The 15,483-nt window shown below is 31.7% G+C and carries 18 protein-coding genes; 9 read left to right on the top strand and 9 right to left on the bottom strand.

Annotation, left to right across the window (positions count from 1 at the left end; genetic code table 11):
- Positions 1-108 precede the first annotated feature (108 nt).
- On the top strand, positions 109-693 hold the full coding sequence (locus ACMHJW_RS08455) for a TlpA family protein disulfide reductase (RefSeq protein ID WP_413532974.1): 585 nt from the start codon (positions 109-111) through the stop codon (positions 691-693).
- A 45-nt stretch (positions 694-738) separates the two neighbouring features.
- Here the strand turns inward: ACMHJW_RS08455 and ACMHJW_RS08450 are convergent, their stop codons facing one another.
- Genes ACMHJW_RS08450 through ACMHJW_RS08440 form a run of 3 tightly spaced genes read right to left on the bottom strand, consistent with a single transcriptional unit; the run spans position 739 to position 3,065 of the window.
- Positions 739-1,824 carry a glucosaminidase domain-containing protein gene (locus ACMHJW_RS08450; RefSeq protein WP_413532973.1) on the bottom strand — a complete coding sequence of 362 codons (1,086 nt, stop codon included), beginning with the start codon at positions 1,822-1,824 and terminating at the stop codon, positions 739-741.
- A complete protein-coding gene (locus ACMHJW_RS08445; RefSeq protein WP_413532972.1) occupies positions 1,821-2,738 on the bottom strand; it encodes a 1-aminocyclopropane-1-carboxylate deaminase/D-cysteine desulfhydrase in 918 nt (305 codons plus the stop codon). Before ACMHJW_RS08445 ends, ACMHJW_RS08450 begins: the two co-directional genes overlap by 4 nt.
- On the bottom strand, positions 2,739-3,065 hold the full coding sequence (locus tag ACMHJW_RS08440) for a hypothetical protein (RefSeq protein WP_413532971.1): 327 nt from the start codon (positions 3,063-3,065) through the stop codon (positions 2,739-2,741).
- Between the two features lie 164 nt (positions 3,066-3,229).
- On the opposite strand from ACMHJW_RS08440, the gene ACMHJW_RS08435 reads away from it, so the two are divergent.
- The 3 genes from ACMHJW_RS08435 (at position 3,230) to ACMHJW_RS08425 (ending at position 6,032) form a co-directional block, all read left to right on the top strand.
- Positions 3,230-3,391 carry a DUF5522 domain-containing protein gene (locus ACMHJW_RS08435; protein ID WP_413532970.1) on the top strand — a complete coding sequence of 54 codons (162 nt, stop codon included), beginning with the start codon at positions 3,230-3,232 and terminating at the stop codon, positions 3,389-3,391.
- Between the two features lie 4 nt (positions 3,392-3,395).
- A complete protein-coding gene (locus ACMHJW_RS08430) occupies positions 3,396-4,130 on the top strand; it encodes a DUF2911 domain-containing protein (RefSeq protein ID WP_413532969.1) in 735 nt (244 codons plus the stop codon).
- Between the two features lie 282 nt (positions 4,131-4,412).
- Complete coding sequence (locus tag ACMHJW_RS08425; RefSeq protein WP_413532968.1) at positions 4,413-6,032, top strand: glycoside hydrolase family 10 protein; 1,620 nt, start codon at positions 4,413-4,415, stop codon at positions 6,030-6,032.
- Between the two features lie 51 nt (positions 6,033-6,083).
- On the opposite strand, the gene ACMHJW_RS08420 is transcribed toward ACMHJW_RS08425, so the two are convergent.
- The 3 genes from ACMHJW_RS08420 to ACMHJW_RS08410 all read right to left on the bottom strand — a co-directional run bounded on the left by ACMHJW_RS08420 (position 6,084) and on the right by ACMHJW_RS08410 (position 7,508).
- Positions 6,084-6,614, bottom strand: a complete 531-nt coding sequence (locus ACMHJW_RS08420; protein WP_413532967.1) for an adenine phosphoribosyltransferase — start codon at positions 6,612-6,614, stop codon at positions 6,084-6,086.
- Between the two features lie 93 nt (positions 6,615-6,707).
- The gene (locus tag ACMHJW_RS08415; protein WP_413532966.1) at positions 6,708-7,136 is read right to left on the bottom strand and encodes an acyl-CoA thioesterase; all 429 of its coding nucleotides are present in this window, start codon (positions 7,134-7,136) and stop codon (positions 6,708-6,710) included.
- 84 nt (positions 7,137-7,220) lie between these two features.
- Entirely contained in the window at positions 7,221-7,508 is a 288-nt protein-coding gene (locus ACMHJW_RS08410; protein ID WP_413532965.1) for a hypothetical protein, read from the bottom strand.
- A 228-nt stretch (positions 7,509-7,736) separates the two neighbouring features.
- Between ACMHJW_RS08410 and dnaA the strand changes: the two genes are divergently transcribed.
- The 5 genes from dnaA (at position 7,737) to ACMHJW_RS08385 (ending at position 11,649) form a co-directional block, all read left to right on the top strand.
- Positions 7,737-9,164 (top strand): chromosomal replication initiator protein DnaA, encoded by a 1,428-nt coding sequence (gene dnaA / locus ACMHJW_RS08405; RefSeq protein WP_413533116.1) that lies wholly within the window; start codon positions 7,737-7,739, stop codon positions 9,162-9,164.
- An 18-nt stretch (positions 9,165-9,182) separates the two neighbouring features.
- Positions 9,183-9,629: a low molecular weight protein-tyrosine-phosphatase gene (locus ACMHJW_RS08400; protein ID WP_413532964.1), complete on the top strand. Its 447-nt coding sequence runs from the start codon at positions 9,183-9,185 to the stop codon at positions 9,627-9,629.
- Positions 9,630-9,638: 9 nt separating this feature from the next.
- A complete protein-coding gene (locus ACMHJW_RS08395; RefSeq protein ID WP_413532963.1) occupies positions 9,639-10,346 on the top strand; it encodes an SAM-dependent methyltransferase in 708 nt (235 codons plus the stop codon).
- Positions 10,347-10,524: 178 nt separating this feature from the next.
- Complete coding sequence (locus ACMHJW_RS08390; RefSeq protein ID WP_413532962.1) at positions 10,525-10,911, top strand: HU family DNA-binding protein; 387 nt, start codon at positions 10,525-10,527, stop codon at positions 10,909-10,911.
- A 249-nt stretch (positions 10,912-11,160) separates the two neighbouring features.
- The gene (locus ACMHJW_RS08385; RefSeq protein WP_413532961.1) at positions 11,161-11,649 is read left to right on the top strand and encodes a ClbS/DfsB family four-helix bundle protein; all 489 of its coding nucleotides are present in this window, start codon (positions 11,161-11,163) and stop codon (positions 11,647-11,649) included.
- A gap of 86 nt (positions 11,650-11,735) precedes the next feature.
- On the opposite strand, the gene purB is transcribed toward ACMHJW_RS08385, so the two are convergent.
- Genes purB through ACMHJW_RS08370 form a run of 3 tightly spaced genes read right to left on the bottom strand, consistent with a single transcriptional unit; the run spans position 11,736 to position 15,387 of the window.
- Positions 11,736-13,163 carry an adenylosuccinate lyase gene (gene purB / locus ACMHJW_RS08380; protein WP_413532960.1) on the bottom strand — a complete coding sequence of 476 codons (1,428 nt, stop codon included), beginning with the start codon at positions 13,161-13,163 and terminating at the stop codon, positions 11,736-11,738.
- Positions 13,164-13,184: 21 nt separating this feature from the next.
- Positions 13,185-14,039, bottom strand: coding sequence for a fructosamine kinase family protein (locus ACMHJW_RS08375; protein ID WP_413532959.1), 855 nt, complete (start codon positions 14,037-14,039; stop codon positions 13,185-13,187).
- Between the two features lie 58 nt (positions 14,040-14,097).
- Entirely contained in the window at positions 14,098-15,387 is a 1,290-nt protein-coding gene (locus ACMHJW_RS08370; protein ID WP_413532958.1) for an adenylosuccinate synthase, read from the bottom strand.
- Positions 15,388-15,483 lie beyond the last annotated feature (96 nt).

Genomic DNA, 15,483 nt, shown 5'->3' with positions numbered 1-15,483 from the left:
TTGTCAAGTGAATTGAGGTATTTTATGAAATTGATAACGTTTAAATGTTTATTTTTGATAACAAACCTGTTTATAAGGCGAGAAATAAAACTTAGTTTAAATCTATAAATGAAAACAAAATTATTAATCCTATCAATCTTAATTACATTTTTTAGTTGTAATAAATCAGATCAAAAAATTGAAGAATCTATTGATGCTAAAAAAATTGATTCTGTTATTGATATAGAATCTCATGAAACAGAAAATCCAAAAGAATTGGTTAAAGCGCCAGATTTTTCGTTGGCTGATATCAATGGAAAACGATATGATTTAGCTGATTTTAAAGGAAAGTATATCTATCTAGATATTTGGGCAACGTGGTGTGGACCTTGTAAAGTACAAATTCCATTTATGAAAGAGTTGGAAAAACAATTTCAAAATGCGCCAATTTATTTTGTAAGTATTTCTTTGGATAAATTAGAAGATAAGCCAGTTTGGGAGAAAATGGTGAGAGAAAATCAGATGTCTGGAGTACAATTGTTTGCAGGACAAGAAGATAATTTTGGTTTTGATTATAAGATTGAATACATTCCGACTTTTATGATTTTAGACAAAGAAGGAAATACAATGATTGATCGTGCACCTGCGCCAATGGATTATCAAACAGGCAAAATCAATAAAGAATTGGTTGATATTTTTAAAATGATGAACTAAAAAAAGCTTCCTTTTAGGAAGCTTTTTTTAGTTTTATTGAAATTGTTATGCTTTAACTTTTGTTTTAAGATTTATTCGTTGTCCAACTCTTGGTTGTTCTCCAGGTTCCATACGATTTAGCTTGTATAAACTGCTAACTTTTACACCAAAACGTTGTGAAATTGTGTACATATCATCACCTTCTTGCACTTTGTAAGAATAATCAGAACCTTTAGTTTTCTTTTTTCCAAAAAATACAATTTGTCCATCTTTCAATTTAGAACCCATTTGTATTTCATTGAAATTAGCAATATCCGAAGGGACTTTGTTATATATTTTAGAAATTGTTGTTATTGTTTCTCCCGCTTGCGCAACGATATAAGGAATATTATTCTTATGATTTCTTATACGCAATGTTGGGTTCTGAGGTCGAGTTTCGTAGGCAATAGTTTTATTATTATTTACGACAAGATCACTATTTTCTATAGCGCTTTCTTGTGGTTGATACGAAGCTAAAAGAACTTCTTCCTTGATTGTTTTTGATTCTTTTTTTGTCTTAGATTTCGAAAAATTATTTGCTAACATCATATCATTTTCATTCTTGTATAGCATATATAATTTAGCATAAACTTCTTCTGGAGAAATCTTATCAAATTGATCTAAATTATATTTTTCGATTCTCGAAATTAATTTTGAAGCATATTTTGGATCTGTTGCATAACCAGATTTTTTCAAACCATGTGCCCAAGCATTATAATCCGTAGGATCTAAAATAAATAACGCTTTATAATAAGGTCTTAATGCTAAAAATTTAGAATGATCTCGGTAACTTTCTTCCACAGAAGTATATTTTCTAAAACATTCTCCTTTTGCATCATCATCATGATAAACTCTAGGTTTATCTAGCGACCATTCTTCTGGACCTTTACATTTTATTCCGAAATGATTATTAGCCTGATCGGCTAATTTACTTTGTCCACCACCAGTTTCTAATAAACCTTGTGCCAAAGTAATACTAGCAGGAACTTTGTAAAGTTTCATTTCTTCAACAGCTAGAATAGCATGTTTTCGAATGTAAGTTATGTCTCTACTTTCTTGTGCTTGTATTGAAATCGTCAACACTAAGCTAAAAACGTACAACAATTTTTTCATTCTATTATATTTTTGTTCTTCTTCTTTAAAAGTTTGTTCATTCCCTCAATTCCTTGCAATCCGCCTGTATGAACCAAAAGAATTTTAGAATTATCACTAAAATAATGATTTTTAATTAATTGAAAAATTCCAAAAACCATTTTTCCAGTGTAAATAGGATCCAATTGAATATGATAAATTCGTTTGAAATCATTTACAAAAGTAATTAATTCGTCCGAAACTTTTCCATATCCTCCAAAATGGTAATCATTAAAAATAGTAAAATTCTTTTTATTTGTCAATTTTTCAATCTCATTTTGGATAAAATTTCCTTTTAAACTTGGAAAACCTAAAATATTTTGATGAAGTTTAGAACTTTCAATCAATCCAGAAATTGTTCCACAAGTTCCAATTGCAGAAGCAATGAAATCGTATTCGAAACAATCATCAAACAAAATTTCTTTGCAACCTTTTATCGCTAAATCATTAGTTCCTCCTTCTGGGATAACGTAAGTGTTTGGGTATTTAGTATTTAAATTGTTTATAAATTCTAAATCATCTTTTTTTCGATAAGCTTCTCTGGAAATAAAATGCAATTGCATACCACATTTTTTTGCAAAACGTAAAGTTGGGTTTTCATCAACTTTATTATTTAACTCTTCGCCGCGAATAATTCCAATTGTTTCGAATTGATGAAGTTTTCCAGCTGCTGCGGTTGCTGCAATGTGATTGGAAAAAGCTCCACCAAAAGTCAAGACTTTTTTAAAACCAAGGTTTTCAGCTTCAATAAAATTATATTTCAGTTTTCGGTATTTATTTCCTGAAATTTCAGGATGATTCAAATCTTCTCTCAATATCGAAAGTTGGATATTTTGTGAGGTTAAATGAGAAGTGTCAATTGATTGAATATTAGCTTTGTAATCGTTCCAAATCATTTATAAATATTTTAGAAAACTATAAAATTTTCGTTTTTTTAAATAATCTAAATTATGTTCGTTTGCGTAAGCTTCTCGCTCAAAACTAATGTTTTTGTATGCTTTATGTTGATCACGATATTGAATTAATCGAATGATATATTCAAGTAAATAAAAAGGATAGAAAAAAATAACCAAAAGTTCGAGTTGTTGAATAATGTGAATTGTTTCATGATTGATTAAAACTTTATCGTTTTTCAGTTTTTTATCTCTCAAAAAAATGAAAGGAAATATGGTAATTCCTATAAAATTCTTTCGGAATAAATGACTTAAAACAACTACAAACATGATTTTAGGTAATACGATTTTGTTGCAAAATTAAATAAAACTAAGAAGATATTGATTCAAAAAGTATTAAAAATCGTAAATTTATAAGACAATTCAGTAATCATTATCAGTTCTAAATTTAATGATAATTTATAGATAAAAGTTGTAATTTCACAGCATCAGAAATGAAAAAGTTTGAAGAAGGAGATTATTATTTATCTCCAGAAGGTTTCAGAATATTTACTGCGCAATATCTTAAAAGAAGAGGATATTGTTGTAAAAGTGGATGTAAACATTGTCCGTATGGTTACGACAAGAAAACAGATAAAATAAAGAATAATAGATAATTATATGAAAATAACATCAACGGTTTTAGCTTTGTTAATAGGAAGTTGTGCTTTTGCACAAATGAAATTTCCTGCAGTAAGTTCTCATGCCGAAATTGAACAAAAAGTTGGATTAACAGAATTTGAAGTTGACTATAATCGTCCAAATGTAAATGGTAGAAAAGTATTTGGAAAATTAGTTCCAAATGGAGAAGTTTGGCGAACAGGAGCAAACGAAAATACAGTTATCAAATTTGATAAGCCGATAAAAGTGAATGGAAAAGAATTGGCTGCTGGAGAATATGCGTTGTATAGTATTCCTAATAAAGAAGATTGGGATGTGATTTTCTATAAAGACACAAAAAATTGGGGAAATCCGAAAGAATGGAAGGAATCAAATATTGCGTTGAAAGTGAAAGCTGCATCAACAAAATCGATGAACAATAAAACAGAAACTTTCGAGATTCGTTTTACAAATGTGACGCAACAATCAGCAAATTTGGTTTTGGCTTGGGATAATGTAAATGTTGTATTGGATATTGAAACGAATACAATAAATGATGTTTTGAAAATGATTGGTGAACAATTGAATGAAAATTCTTCTGCACGAGATTTTTACAATTCAGCAAATTTCTATTATTCGAATAAATTAGATAGAAATCAAGCGCTGAAATGGATAAATACAGCTTTAGAGAAAGATGTAAATGCACCAGATTATTATAAAGAGTTGAAAGTTAATTTGGAAAAGAATAAATATTAATATTATAAAACAAAAATCCGTTCGACTAATCGAACGGATTTTTTTATGGATGATTTTTAAGAACGCTCTTATCAATAATAATGAACGACATAAAATTTATAAAACATCATGAATTAAACATTTTAAAAGATTGGAAAAGAATGAAACAATAGAATAATTTTCAAGAAAAAAATTGTAAATTAATTAGTGAAAGAAAATCTAGATATCCTAAATATTTGATAAAATGCGGATTAATAAAGCTTTATTACTAATTTTGTATCACTAAAATACATATTTCAACGAATGAAAATTAATTTTAAATATATTTTGATATGTTTCGGAGCTGCCACAATAGGCTTATCTTCGTGTGCTTCAAATAAAAGTTCGAAAAAAATAGTTTATAAAAAAGTAGAAACAAAGCAACCTACAAAACCTGTAGAATCTACAAAACCAACTATTCTTACTACTCCAAAAACTGAAATCCCTAACAAAAAAGACGAAGTTTTTACTGTTAAATTACCTGAAGTAAATCGAGAATTCAGAGCAGCTTGGGTAGCTTCTGTGGCTAATATTAATTGGCCTTCTAAAAAAGATTTGACAACATCTCAGCAAAAAGATGAAGCAATAAGGTTGTTAGATATGTTAGAAGCAAACAATTTTAATGCAGTTATTTTTCAGGTTCGTCCTGCAGCAGATGCTTTGTATAAAAGTAATTTTGAACCTTGGTCTTATTTTTTAACAGGACAAGAAGGGAAAGCACCTTCACCTTATTATGATCCTTTAGAATTTTGGGTAGAAGAAGCACACAAACGTGGAATAGAGTTACATGTTTGGTTAAATCCTTACAGAGCGCATCACAGCAGTGGAGGTCCAGTGACAAACGAGTCGATGGTAAAAAGGTCTCCAAGTAATGTAGTGAGATTGAAAAATGGAATGTATTGGTTTGACCCTGCAGACAAAAAAACACAAAATCACGTTTCAGAAGTTGTTCGCGATATCGTTTCTCGTTATGATATTGATGGTGTTCATTTTGATGATTATTTCTATCCATATGCATCCTATAATGGAGGAGCAGATTTTCCTGACAATGCAACTTGGACTGTTTACAAAAATAATGGAGGAACATTATCTAGAGCAGATTGGCGACGTCAAAATGTGAATACAATTATCGAGCGTATTTATAAAGAAATTAAGGCAGAAAAACCTTTTGTGAAATTCGGAATTAGTCCATTTGGAATTTGGAAACCAGGTTATCCTTCAGGGATTACAGGTTCTTCTCAATATGACGAATTATATGCAGATGCAAAATTATGGTTGAATAAAGGTTGGGTAGATTATTTTTCGCCGCAATTGTATTGGCCAATTAATTCGACAGGACAAAGTTTTCCAAAATTATTACAATGGTGGAAGTCAGAAAATACACATAATCGTCATCTTTGGCCAGGTTTGAATACAGTAGAAGTAAGAGTGCCGGATAGAACAACTGAGATTACAAATCAGGTGAAAATGGCTGGAGAAATTTTACAAAACAATGTAGGTGTTATTCATTGGAGTGTTGCCGGATTAACAAAAAATCCTTCAATGTTAAGTTATTTAAAAGAAGGTCCTTATAAAAACAAAGCTTTGGTACCAACAATGGATTGGATTAAAGGAGATCGTTTGACAAAACCAAATTTATCCGTGGACACAAAAGCATCAGAGGTTGTGATGAATTGGAATGATTATAAGATGAATTCTAATGTTTCGAAATGGATTTTGTACACACGTTATAACAACGATTGGGAAACATCTATTTTGGATAGAACAAAAACCAATCAAACGATTTTGAAACATAAAGACGGTAAAAAATTAACAGCAGTTGCATTAAAAGCTGTCGACCGTATAGGTAACGAAAGCGAATATGTTGCTGAAAGAATTAATTAAGAATTGAATTCTATAAAAAAAATCCTCAACTTAAGTTGAGGATTTTTTGTTTTAATATTCTATCAATGTGACAATATCTGTTGTAAAAGGTGTTAATTTATCTTTTCCGTTTAAGAAAGTTAAATCAACGATAAACGAAAATTGAGTTGTTTTTCCACCACATTTCTCTACCAATTTAGCACATGCTTCTGCAGTTCCTCCAGTAGCTAAAACATCGTCATGAATTAAAACACGCGATCCATCTTTAATGTAATTCGAATTAACCTCGATCGTTGCTTGACCATATTCTAAATCGTACGATTGACTAATCGTTGGAGGAGGTAATTTACCAGCCTTGCGAATTAATACAAAAGGAACTTTTAATTTTTGAGCAATTTGAATTCCATATAAAAATCCACGGCTTTCAATTCCACAAACAATATCCACTTTACCTTTTGCTTTTGCTACAAAAGCATCTACAATTTCTTCTGAAAGTTCGGCGTCTAAGAATAGTGGAGTAATGTCTTTATAGACAATTCCTTCTTTTGGAAAATCGATAACATCTACAATCGTTTGATTGATTTTTTCTTGAAGTGTTGACATTCTTTTTTAATCATGTTTTGTTAAGGAACAAATTTAATGAGAAATCATTTGCTAGAATTTGTTTTAACGAATAATTAATCATTTTAAATAATATTATAAACCTAAGCTTGTCCAAATACGCTCTGGAATACGAACCGGGCGACGAGTTTCAGCATCAATACAACATAAAATGGTATAACCTTGATTGATTAATTTTCCAGCTTCATTATAAATATTGTAATCAAAACGAATACGAACACCTTTATCACGTTCGGGAACTGTTGTTTCAATCTCAATCAACTCATCATACAAAGCACTGCCTATATATTTTGAATGCATTTCGATAATTGGCATCTGAATGCCCATAGATTCTAATTCGGCATACGGAAAACCTCTTTCACGCATCAATTCCACACGTCCAATTTCATAAAACTCAGGATAATTTCCATAATAAACCACCTTCATTTGATCTGTATGCTTATAAAGAATACGAGTTTTAGTTCGAAAAACATTCAATGATTCGATTTCTTCTATTCTCTCCATAATTTTCTAAAACATCATTTAATTATTCAAAAGTAGAGAACAAAAAAAAGACTTTATCATTAATTCTATAAAAAATGAAAAAGTCTATTCAGTAATTTTTTTGTAATCCATCCAACTAAAAGAAGTTTGAGAAGAATCTTTCTGTTCTTCTTTTAAGAAATCATATTGAATTTGAATAACAGTTTTAAAAGTTGGATTTGCTATTTCGTAATAAAAAGTTCGTACATTTTCCTCTTTTTCTTTTTCAATTCGTAAAAGAGAAAAATTATTTTTGATCCCCAAATCATTTAAATAATTTTCGACTTCGATGATTGCAAAATCTATTTTTTCTTGTGTAATTTCCATAGTGATACAAAAATAAGAATTATTCATTTTATAAGCCAAAATATACCTGAAAATATTATATTTGCAGGACTTTTGGGTTACCTAAAACTATTTATTGAATTTCTGGAATTATACAAAGTATTTTTTAATATATCAATACCTAAATCATTTTTTTTATTCAAAATTTGTTCACAATTTTGTAGAGAACCGTTGATGAAAAATTAACATTGACTTTCAGTAATTTACATTAAAACTTAAGCACTTTTGGATAATATTATGACGATAACAGCAAATTCTGTGTGGGAAAAATGCTTGTCTTTTATAAAAGATAACATAGCAGAAGATGCCTTCAATACTTGGTTTGTTCCGATACGTCCTGGCAAACTAAATAATAATGTTTTAACAATACAAGTACCAAGTAAATTTTTTTACGAATGGTTAGAGGAGCATTATATCAAAATTTTAAAAAGTGCTTTACAAAAAGAATTAGGTTCTGATGCAAAATTGGTATATAGTATTTTAATGGATCAAAAGTCGCAAGGACGTGAACCATTTACTGTACGTATTCCAAGTTCTAATAAAGAAAAACCTCGCCCACAAGAGGTAGAAGCACCAATTAATTTGCAAGCTGGTAGAATGATGAATCCTTTCGTTATTCCAGGATTGCAAAAATTAAAAATTGATTCGCAGTTAAATCATAATTATACATTCAATAATTTTATCGAAGGAGAATCAAATCGATTGGCTCGTGCTGCTGGTCGTGCGATTGCAAAACGTCCAGGAGGAACTTCTTTCAATCCACTATTTATATATGGTGGAGTAGGATTAGGAAAAACTCACTTAGTTCATGCGATAGGTTTAGAAGTAAAAGATTTACATCCAGAGAAAACAGTTTTGTATGTTTCGACAGAGAAATTTACACAACAGTTTATAGAAGCTGTAAAAAACAATAATCAAAATGACTTCATTCACTTTTATCAAATGATTGATGTTTTGATTATGGATGATATTCAGTTTTTATCTGGAAAAGCAAAAACACAAGAAGTATTCTTCCATATATTCAACCATTTACATCAAAGAGGAAATCAAATTATTCTAACTTCGGATAAATCTCCAGCAGATATCCAAGATATGGAAGATCGATTGATTTCTCGTTTCAAGTGGGGATTATCAGCAGATTTACAAAACCCTGATTACAATACACGTCTTTCTATTTTGAAACAAAAATTAGAGAACGATGGTATCGAATTCCCTGATGAGGTTATGGATTATATTGCGCAAAATATTGATACAAACGTACGTGAACTTGAAGGTTCATTAAACTCAATAATTGCACAAGCAACATTGAATAAACGCGAAATAACGTTAGATTTAACAGCGCGTACCTTATCAAAATTAATACAAACAGCTCGTAAAGAAATATCGATCGATTATATTCAGAAAACAGTTTGTGAATACTTCAAAGTGAAGATTGAAGATATTCAATCAAAAACACGTAAACGAGATGTCGTACAAGCGCGTCAATTGGCTATGTATTTTGCAAAACAATATACAAAAGCATCTTTGGCAAGTATCGGGACACAAATTGGTAAACGTGATCACGCAACAGTTTTACATGCTTGTAAAACAGTGAAAAATTTACAAGAAACAGATAAGCAATTCCGTGGATATATAGAAGATATATCACGCAAGATTGCAGATTAATCTATAAATACTTTTTCGATGAAAATTTTGATGGTTTGTTTAGGAAATATATGTCGTTCTCCGTTGGCAGAAGGAATTTTACAAACAAAGGTTGGTGACAATCATTTAGTAAATTCTGCGGGTACAGGCGATTGGCATGTAGGTGAACAACCAGATAGACGCTCGGTTTCGGTTGCAAAAAAACATGGTGTTGATATTTCTGATCAACGTGCAATGCATTTCAATCCCGTTTTTTTCGAAGAGTTTGATCTAATTTTTGCGATGGATGAACAAAATCTAATCGATTTGCAACAATTGGCTCGAAACGAAGAGGAGCAAAGCAAAATAAAATTGATCTTGAAAGACGGAACAGGACAAATACAAAATGTTCCTGACCCTTACTACGATGGTGAAGATGCTTTCGAGCATGTTTATCAATTATTAGATGAAGCTACAGACGGAATCATCAAAAAATACAATCTTTAAAACAATACAATGAACACGGCTAAAGTTTATTTGATTCCTTCACTTTTAGGTGAAAGCGAACACAGTAGAGTATTGCCTTTATACAATCTTGAGGTTATTCGTGCAATAGACACATTCGTGGTCGAAAATGAGAAGTCAGCGCGTAAATTCATTAAGCAAGTTTGTCCCGAAAAAGTTCAAGCAGATTTAGATATTTACATCTTAAATAAAGATACAGAACCCGAAGAAATGTTTGATTTGATAAAACTATTGGATCAAAACAAAACCTTGGGTATTATCTCCGAAGCGGGCTTGCCGGCAGTCGCAGATCCAGGTGCACAATTGGTAAAGATTGCACAACAGAAACGCATTCAGGTAGTGCCATTGGTTGGTCCATCGTCAATCTTATTGGCGTTGATGGCTTCTGGGATGAATGGTCAAAACTTTGCTTTTCACGGATATTTACCAATCGACAAAACAGAGCGTAAAAAGAAATTGGCACATTTGGAGGCTGAAAGTGCAAAAACAGGAGTTGCCCAAATCTTTATGGAAACGCCTTATCGTAACAACCAAATGGTAGAAGATTTAACAAAGATACTTCGTGCCGAAACCAAGATTTGTGTTGCCTGCCACATTACGCTAGAGGACGAAGATATTCGCACACTTTCTGTAAAAGAATGGAAAAACGAAAAGTACGATTTTCACAAGCGCCCAGCCATCTTTGTGATGCAAGCATAAATAAAAAAAATAATAGATAACCACTTCGTGATTCTTTTCCCGAGTCGTTATTCCAAAGTATACCAGAAAGCCAACTTAAGTAGAAGTTGGCTTTCTGGTATAATCATTTTTGGCATTCATATTTTGCGTATTAAGAAAAAGTAATTATCTTAATACGAATTAATTAAACCAATATGATATGTCTATAAAATTTAACGTAGTAGAAAAACCGCAACCAGGAGTAGCTGGCGGAGGTGTAAAAAAATGGTATGCAAGCGCAAAAGTAGATGGAGAATTTACTGTTGATGAATTGACAAAGGAGATCGAAAAATTTTCAGCACTTTCCGAAGCCGATATTCGTGGAGTGATTATAGCCTTAGAAAACGTAATTATTAACCAAATAGTAAATGGAAAAATAGTCCGTTTAGACAAGTTAGGAAGTTTTTATCCAAGTCTAAGTAGCGAAGGTTCTGCAACAGAAGCTAGTTTCAATACCAGTTTGATAAAAGCTGCTAAAATGAATTATCGTCCTGGAGCACGTATTGCTGATGCATTGAAAACAGCAAAATTTCAAAAGGTAAAATAAGATTAAAAAAACAAGAAGTTTCTTACGTATAAACGAGAAGCTTCTAAATCGTAATCAAGAAGCTTCTCGTTAGTCAATGAGAAGCTTCTCATTTATTGATGAGAGCCTTCTCGTTTAGTCATCATTAACTACATTATCTAGTAATTCTTGTTATTTGTTATTTTCTTCAACTTGTTTTCTTTTAAGAAATAATAGCTAATAAGAATCTATAATAAGTTTTCTATATTTGATTTTAATATTCCATAGAAGATGGCTGTACCTATTAACAAAGAAGAATTGCAACTTGCTATTAAGACAAACTATAAGAAGTTGAAGCAAGAACTATTCACCATTTCTGCCGAACTAACCTTGATAGAAAATATTGACGGGCATGCCAAAAATACAAAGATGAGTATAAATAATCTTGTTGCTTATTTGATTGGTTGGGGAGAATTAGTATTGAAATGGAATAGAAAAAGAGAGAACAATGAGTTTGTAGATTTCCCAGAAACTGGTTACAAATGGAATGAACTTGGTAAGTTGGCTCAGAAATTTTATAAAGATTATGAAGAGCTTGATTTTAATACATTACAAACCAAATTAGATGAAACTGTTGTTGAGATTCTTTATTTGATAGAACAAAAAACTAATGAGGAGTTATACGAGGTTTCGTGGTACGAAAAATGGACATTAGGCAGAATGATACAGTTCAATACAGCTTCGCCCTATACAAATGCAAGGGGAAGAATACGTAAATAGAAAAAAGAACAACAGATAGTATAATACAAAAAAAGACTTCCTAAGTGGAAGTCTTTTTTGTTTCATGTGTTTGCCTTTAAGCGAGTTTATACTTTAAGATCTGTGTGTGAACCTAAAAGTGCTTTATTTTCTTCGATTATTGGATCGACTAAATCTTTTAAGAATTCTTCTGTTTGCTCAGGAGCAAATCCTGTAAAGTTTTTCGGATCTAATAATTCAACTAACTTTTCTTTGTCAATCTTTACATTATCATCAGCAATAATACGCTCTATCAAATCATTCGATTTTCCTTCCATTTTCACTTGCTTAGCAGCTTCCATAGAATGTGTGCGGATGATTTCGTGCAACTCTTGACGGTCACCACCATTTTTCACACCTTCCATAATAATGTATTCGGTAGCCATAAATGGTAATTCTTCGGCAATATGTTTCTCGATAATTTTAGGATAAACCACTAAACCGTCTAATATATTGTTCCAAATAATTAAGATAGCGTCAATTGCTAAGAAAGCTTGAGGAACAGCTAAACGCTTGTTGGCAGAGTCGTCCAATGTTCTTTCGAACCATTGTGTAGAAGCCACCATAGCTGGAGAAGTTGCTAATGACATTACGTATTTTGCTAAAGAAGCAATACGTTCTGAACGCATAGGATTGCGTTTGTAAGCCATTGCAGAAGATCCGATTTGGTTTTTCTCGAAAGGTTCTTCAATCTCTTTTAGGTTCTGTAACAAACGTAAATCATTAGTGAATTTGTGTGCAGATTGTGCAATGTTTGATAATAATTCTAACGCTTGCGCATCTATTTTACGGTCGTAAGTTTGTCCTGAAACAGCAAAAACGTTTTTGAATCCGAAACGTTCAGATAATTTTTTGTCTAATGTTTTTACTTTTTGGTAATCACCATCGAACAATTCTTTGAAAGATGCTGCTGTACCAGTTGTTCCTTTTACACCACGAAAACGTAAAGTGTCTATTCTGAATTCTAATTCTTCTAAATCTAATAAAACTGATTGTAACCAAAGTGTAGCACGTTTCCCAACAGTTGTTAATTGTGCTGGTTGGAAATGTGTGAATCCTAATGTTGGTAAATCTTTGTATTGACGAGCAAATTTTGCTAAACCATCTATAACATTGATTATTTGTTTTTTGATGTGTTGAAAAGCATCACGAATCTGAATCAAATCTGTATTATCACCAACAAAAGCAGACGTAGCACCTAAGTGAATAATTGCTTTTGCGCTTGGTGCAACATCTCCGTAAGTGTGTACGTGAGCCATTACATCGTGACGAAATTTCTTTTCGTAAGCAGCAGCAACATCATAATCAATATTTGTTGCGTTATCTTTTAGCTCTTGAATTTGTTCGTCTGTAATATCTAATCCAAGTTCTTTTTCAATTTCTGCTAAAGCAATCCAAAGTTGTCTCCATGTTGTGAATTTTTTTTCTGGAGAGAAGATATATAGCATTTCGTCGCTACAATATCTCGATTCTAATGGATTTTGATACTTGTTCATTGTATTTGTTTGTTTTGTTTCTTAAAATTTTTTCAAAATGGTTTGCACATCTTTTACATAATAACCTTCGAAAAGGTATGCATGTATAAGTAATGGAAATAATTGAGCAATTGGTAAACGCTCTTCGAAGTTAGGTTCTAATGGATTACTTTCTTGATAAGCATCAAAAAATACATCGTCAAATCCTCCAAAAAGTTTTGCAATAGCTAAATCTATTTCGCGATGTCCGTAATAAATTGCAGGATCTATAATTAAGAATTCGCCATTATTATTGGCTAAAATATTTCCGTTCCAAAAATCTCCATGCAATAAAGCTGGTTTTTCTTCTGGGAATATAGAATTCAATTCTTTACATAAAGTTTCTGCAGATTTTACTTGTTTTGAATTGATTAATTGTTTGTTGTGCAATAATTTCATCATTGGCATAATGCGATTTTTTGCATAAAATTCGCTCCAAGAATCTGTAAAACTGTTTGGTTGAAGTACAATTGCAATGTAATTATCTTCGGACCAACCGAATTGTGTATTCGTATTTTGATGAAGTTTTGCTAAGTTTTTTCCTAAGTTTTCCCAATTTACAACAGTTGGAGTAGAGGATTCTATCCATTCTAATAATAAGTATTGGAAATCTTTTCCTGCTTCGCCAACATTTATCACTTCCGGAATCGAAAATGTATTGGTGTTTTTGATCGCTTCTAAAGCTCTTGCTTCTTTTTTGAAAAGTTGAGGAAAGTTGTTTGCGGAATTTACCTTTAAAAAATATTTTTTATCAAACGATTCTAATCGAAAAGCATCGTTAATATCACCACCTTTTATAGGGACGATAGAATCTAAACCTAAATTCAATTGTTTTAATCGTTCTAAAATTTCATTCATAAAAATATCTCATAAAGTTATAGCCCAACAAGCATGTTAGGCTATACTATTTAATTTATTAAAATAAAGTTGTTCTAATAATGTTTTGAGAACGCTCTGGTCCAACCGAAACTAAATAAACTTCGATTCCTAAGTATTTCTCAATGTAGTGGATGTAGTCTTGTGCAGTTTGCGGTAACTCATCAAAAGATTTTACATTTGTAATATCTTCTTTCCATCCTGGTAATTCGTCGTATTGCGGTTCGTAATCAGCTAATTTTGTTGTAGAAGATGTAAAGTAATCAATGATTTTTCCGTCTTCTGTTTTGTAAGCTGTACAAACTTTAACTGTATCGATGTTAGACATTACATCTAATTTAGTAATTACTAAATGTGTAATACCGTTAATCATACAAGCGTGTTTCAAAGCAACTAAGTCTAACCAACCTGTACGGCGTGGGCGACCTGTAGAAGCTCCGAATTCGTGACCAACTTGACGAATTTGTTCACCTAATTCATTATCTAATTCTGTTGGGAATGGACCATTACCAACGCGAGTACAATATGCTTTTGAAACTCCGATTAAATTTTTCAATTTTGTAGGAGGAACACCTGCACCAACACAAGCTCCACCAGTTGTTGGAGATGATGATGTTACGAATGGATATGTACCAAAATCGATGTCTAACATCAAGGCTTGTGCACCTTCGAATAAGACATTTTTACCTTCGTCTATTGCTTGATTGATTTCTAATTCAGAATCAATGATACGCTCTTTCAAACGCTCTCCGTAAGCTAGATATTTTTCGTAAATGTCTTCGAATTTTAATGGTTCTTTATTGAATAATTTTTCGAATAAAGCATTTTTAACCACTAAATTTTCTTTGATTTTCTCTGCTAAAACTTCTGGATTTAACAAGTCAATAGCACGAATACCAACTCTTGCTACTTTGTCCTCATAACAAGGTCCAATTCCGCGTTTTGTTGTACCGATTTGACTGTCTTTTCCAGCAAATTCTTCACGATATTCATCTAACAAAATGTGATAAGGCATAATGATATGTGCTCTTCTCGAGATAAAAACGTGATCTGTAGATAAACCTCTTGTTTCTAACTTTTCTATTTCAGTAAAGAAAGCTTCAGGATTTACTACGACACCATTCGCAATAATACATTTTCCTTTGCATTGTAAAACTCCAGAAGGTAATAAGTGTAATACAAATTTATCATCGCCTACATAAACTGTATGACCAGCGTTGTTACCACCTTGGTATCTTACAACATAATCAGACTTTTCAGCTAATACATCTGTGATTTTTCCTTTTCCCTCGTCACCCCATTGAAGACCGACTACTACGTGTGTTGACATATTGTTTGTTCGTTATTTGATTTGGAATAAAAATGAAACGATTCATCTTTTCTTGGTTCAGTGCAAAGGTAATTTAAACCTTGTCTTAAACAAATT

The organism is Empedobacter brevis (assembly GCF_965118635.1).
GTDB classification, from domain to species: Bacteria; Bacteroidota; Bacteroidia; order Flavobacteriales; family Weeksellaceae; genus Empedobacter; species Empedobacter brevis_A.
The sequence above is the reverse complement of the archived record's forward strand: the minus strand, read 5'-3'. Positions and strand labels throughout refer to the sequence as shown.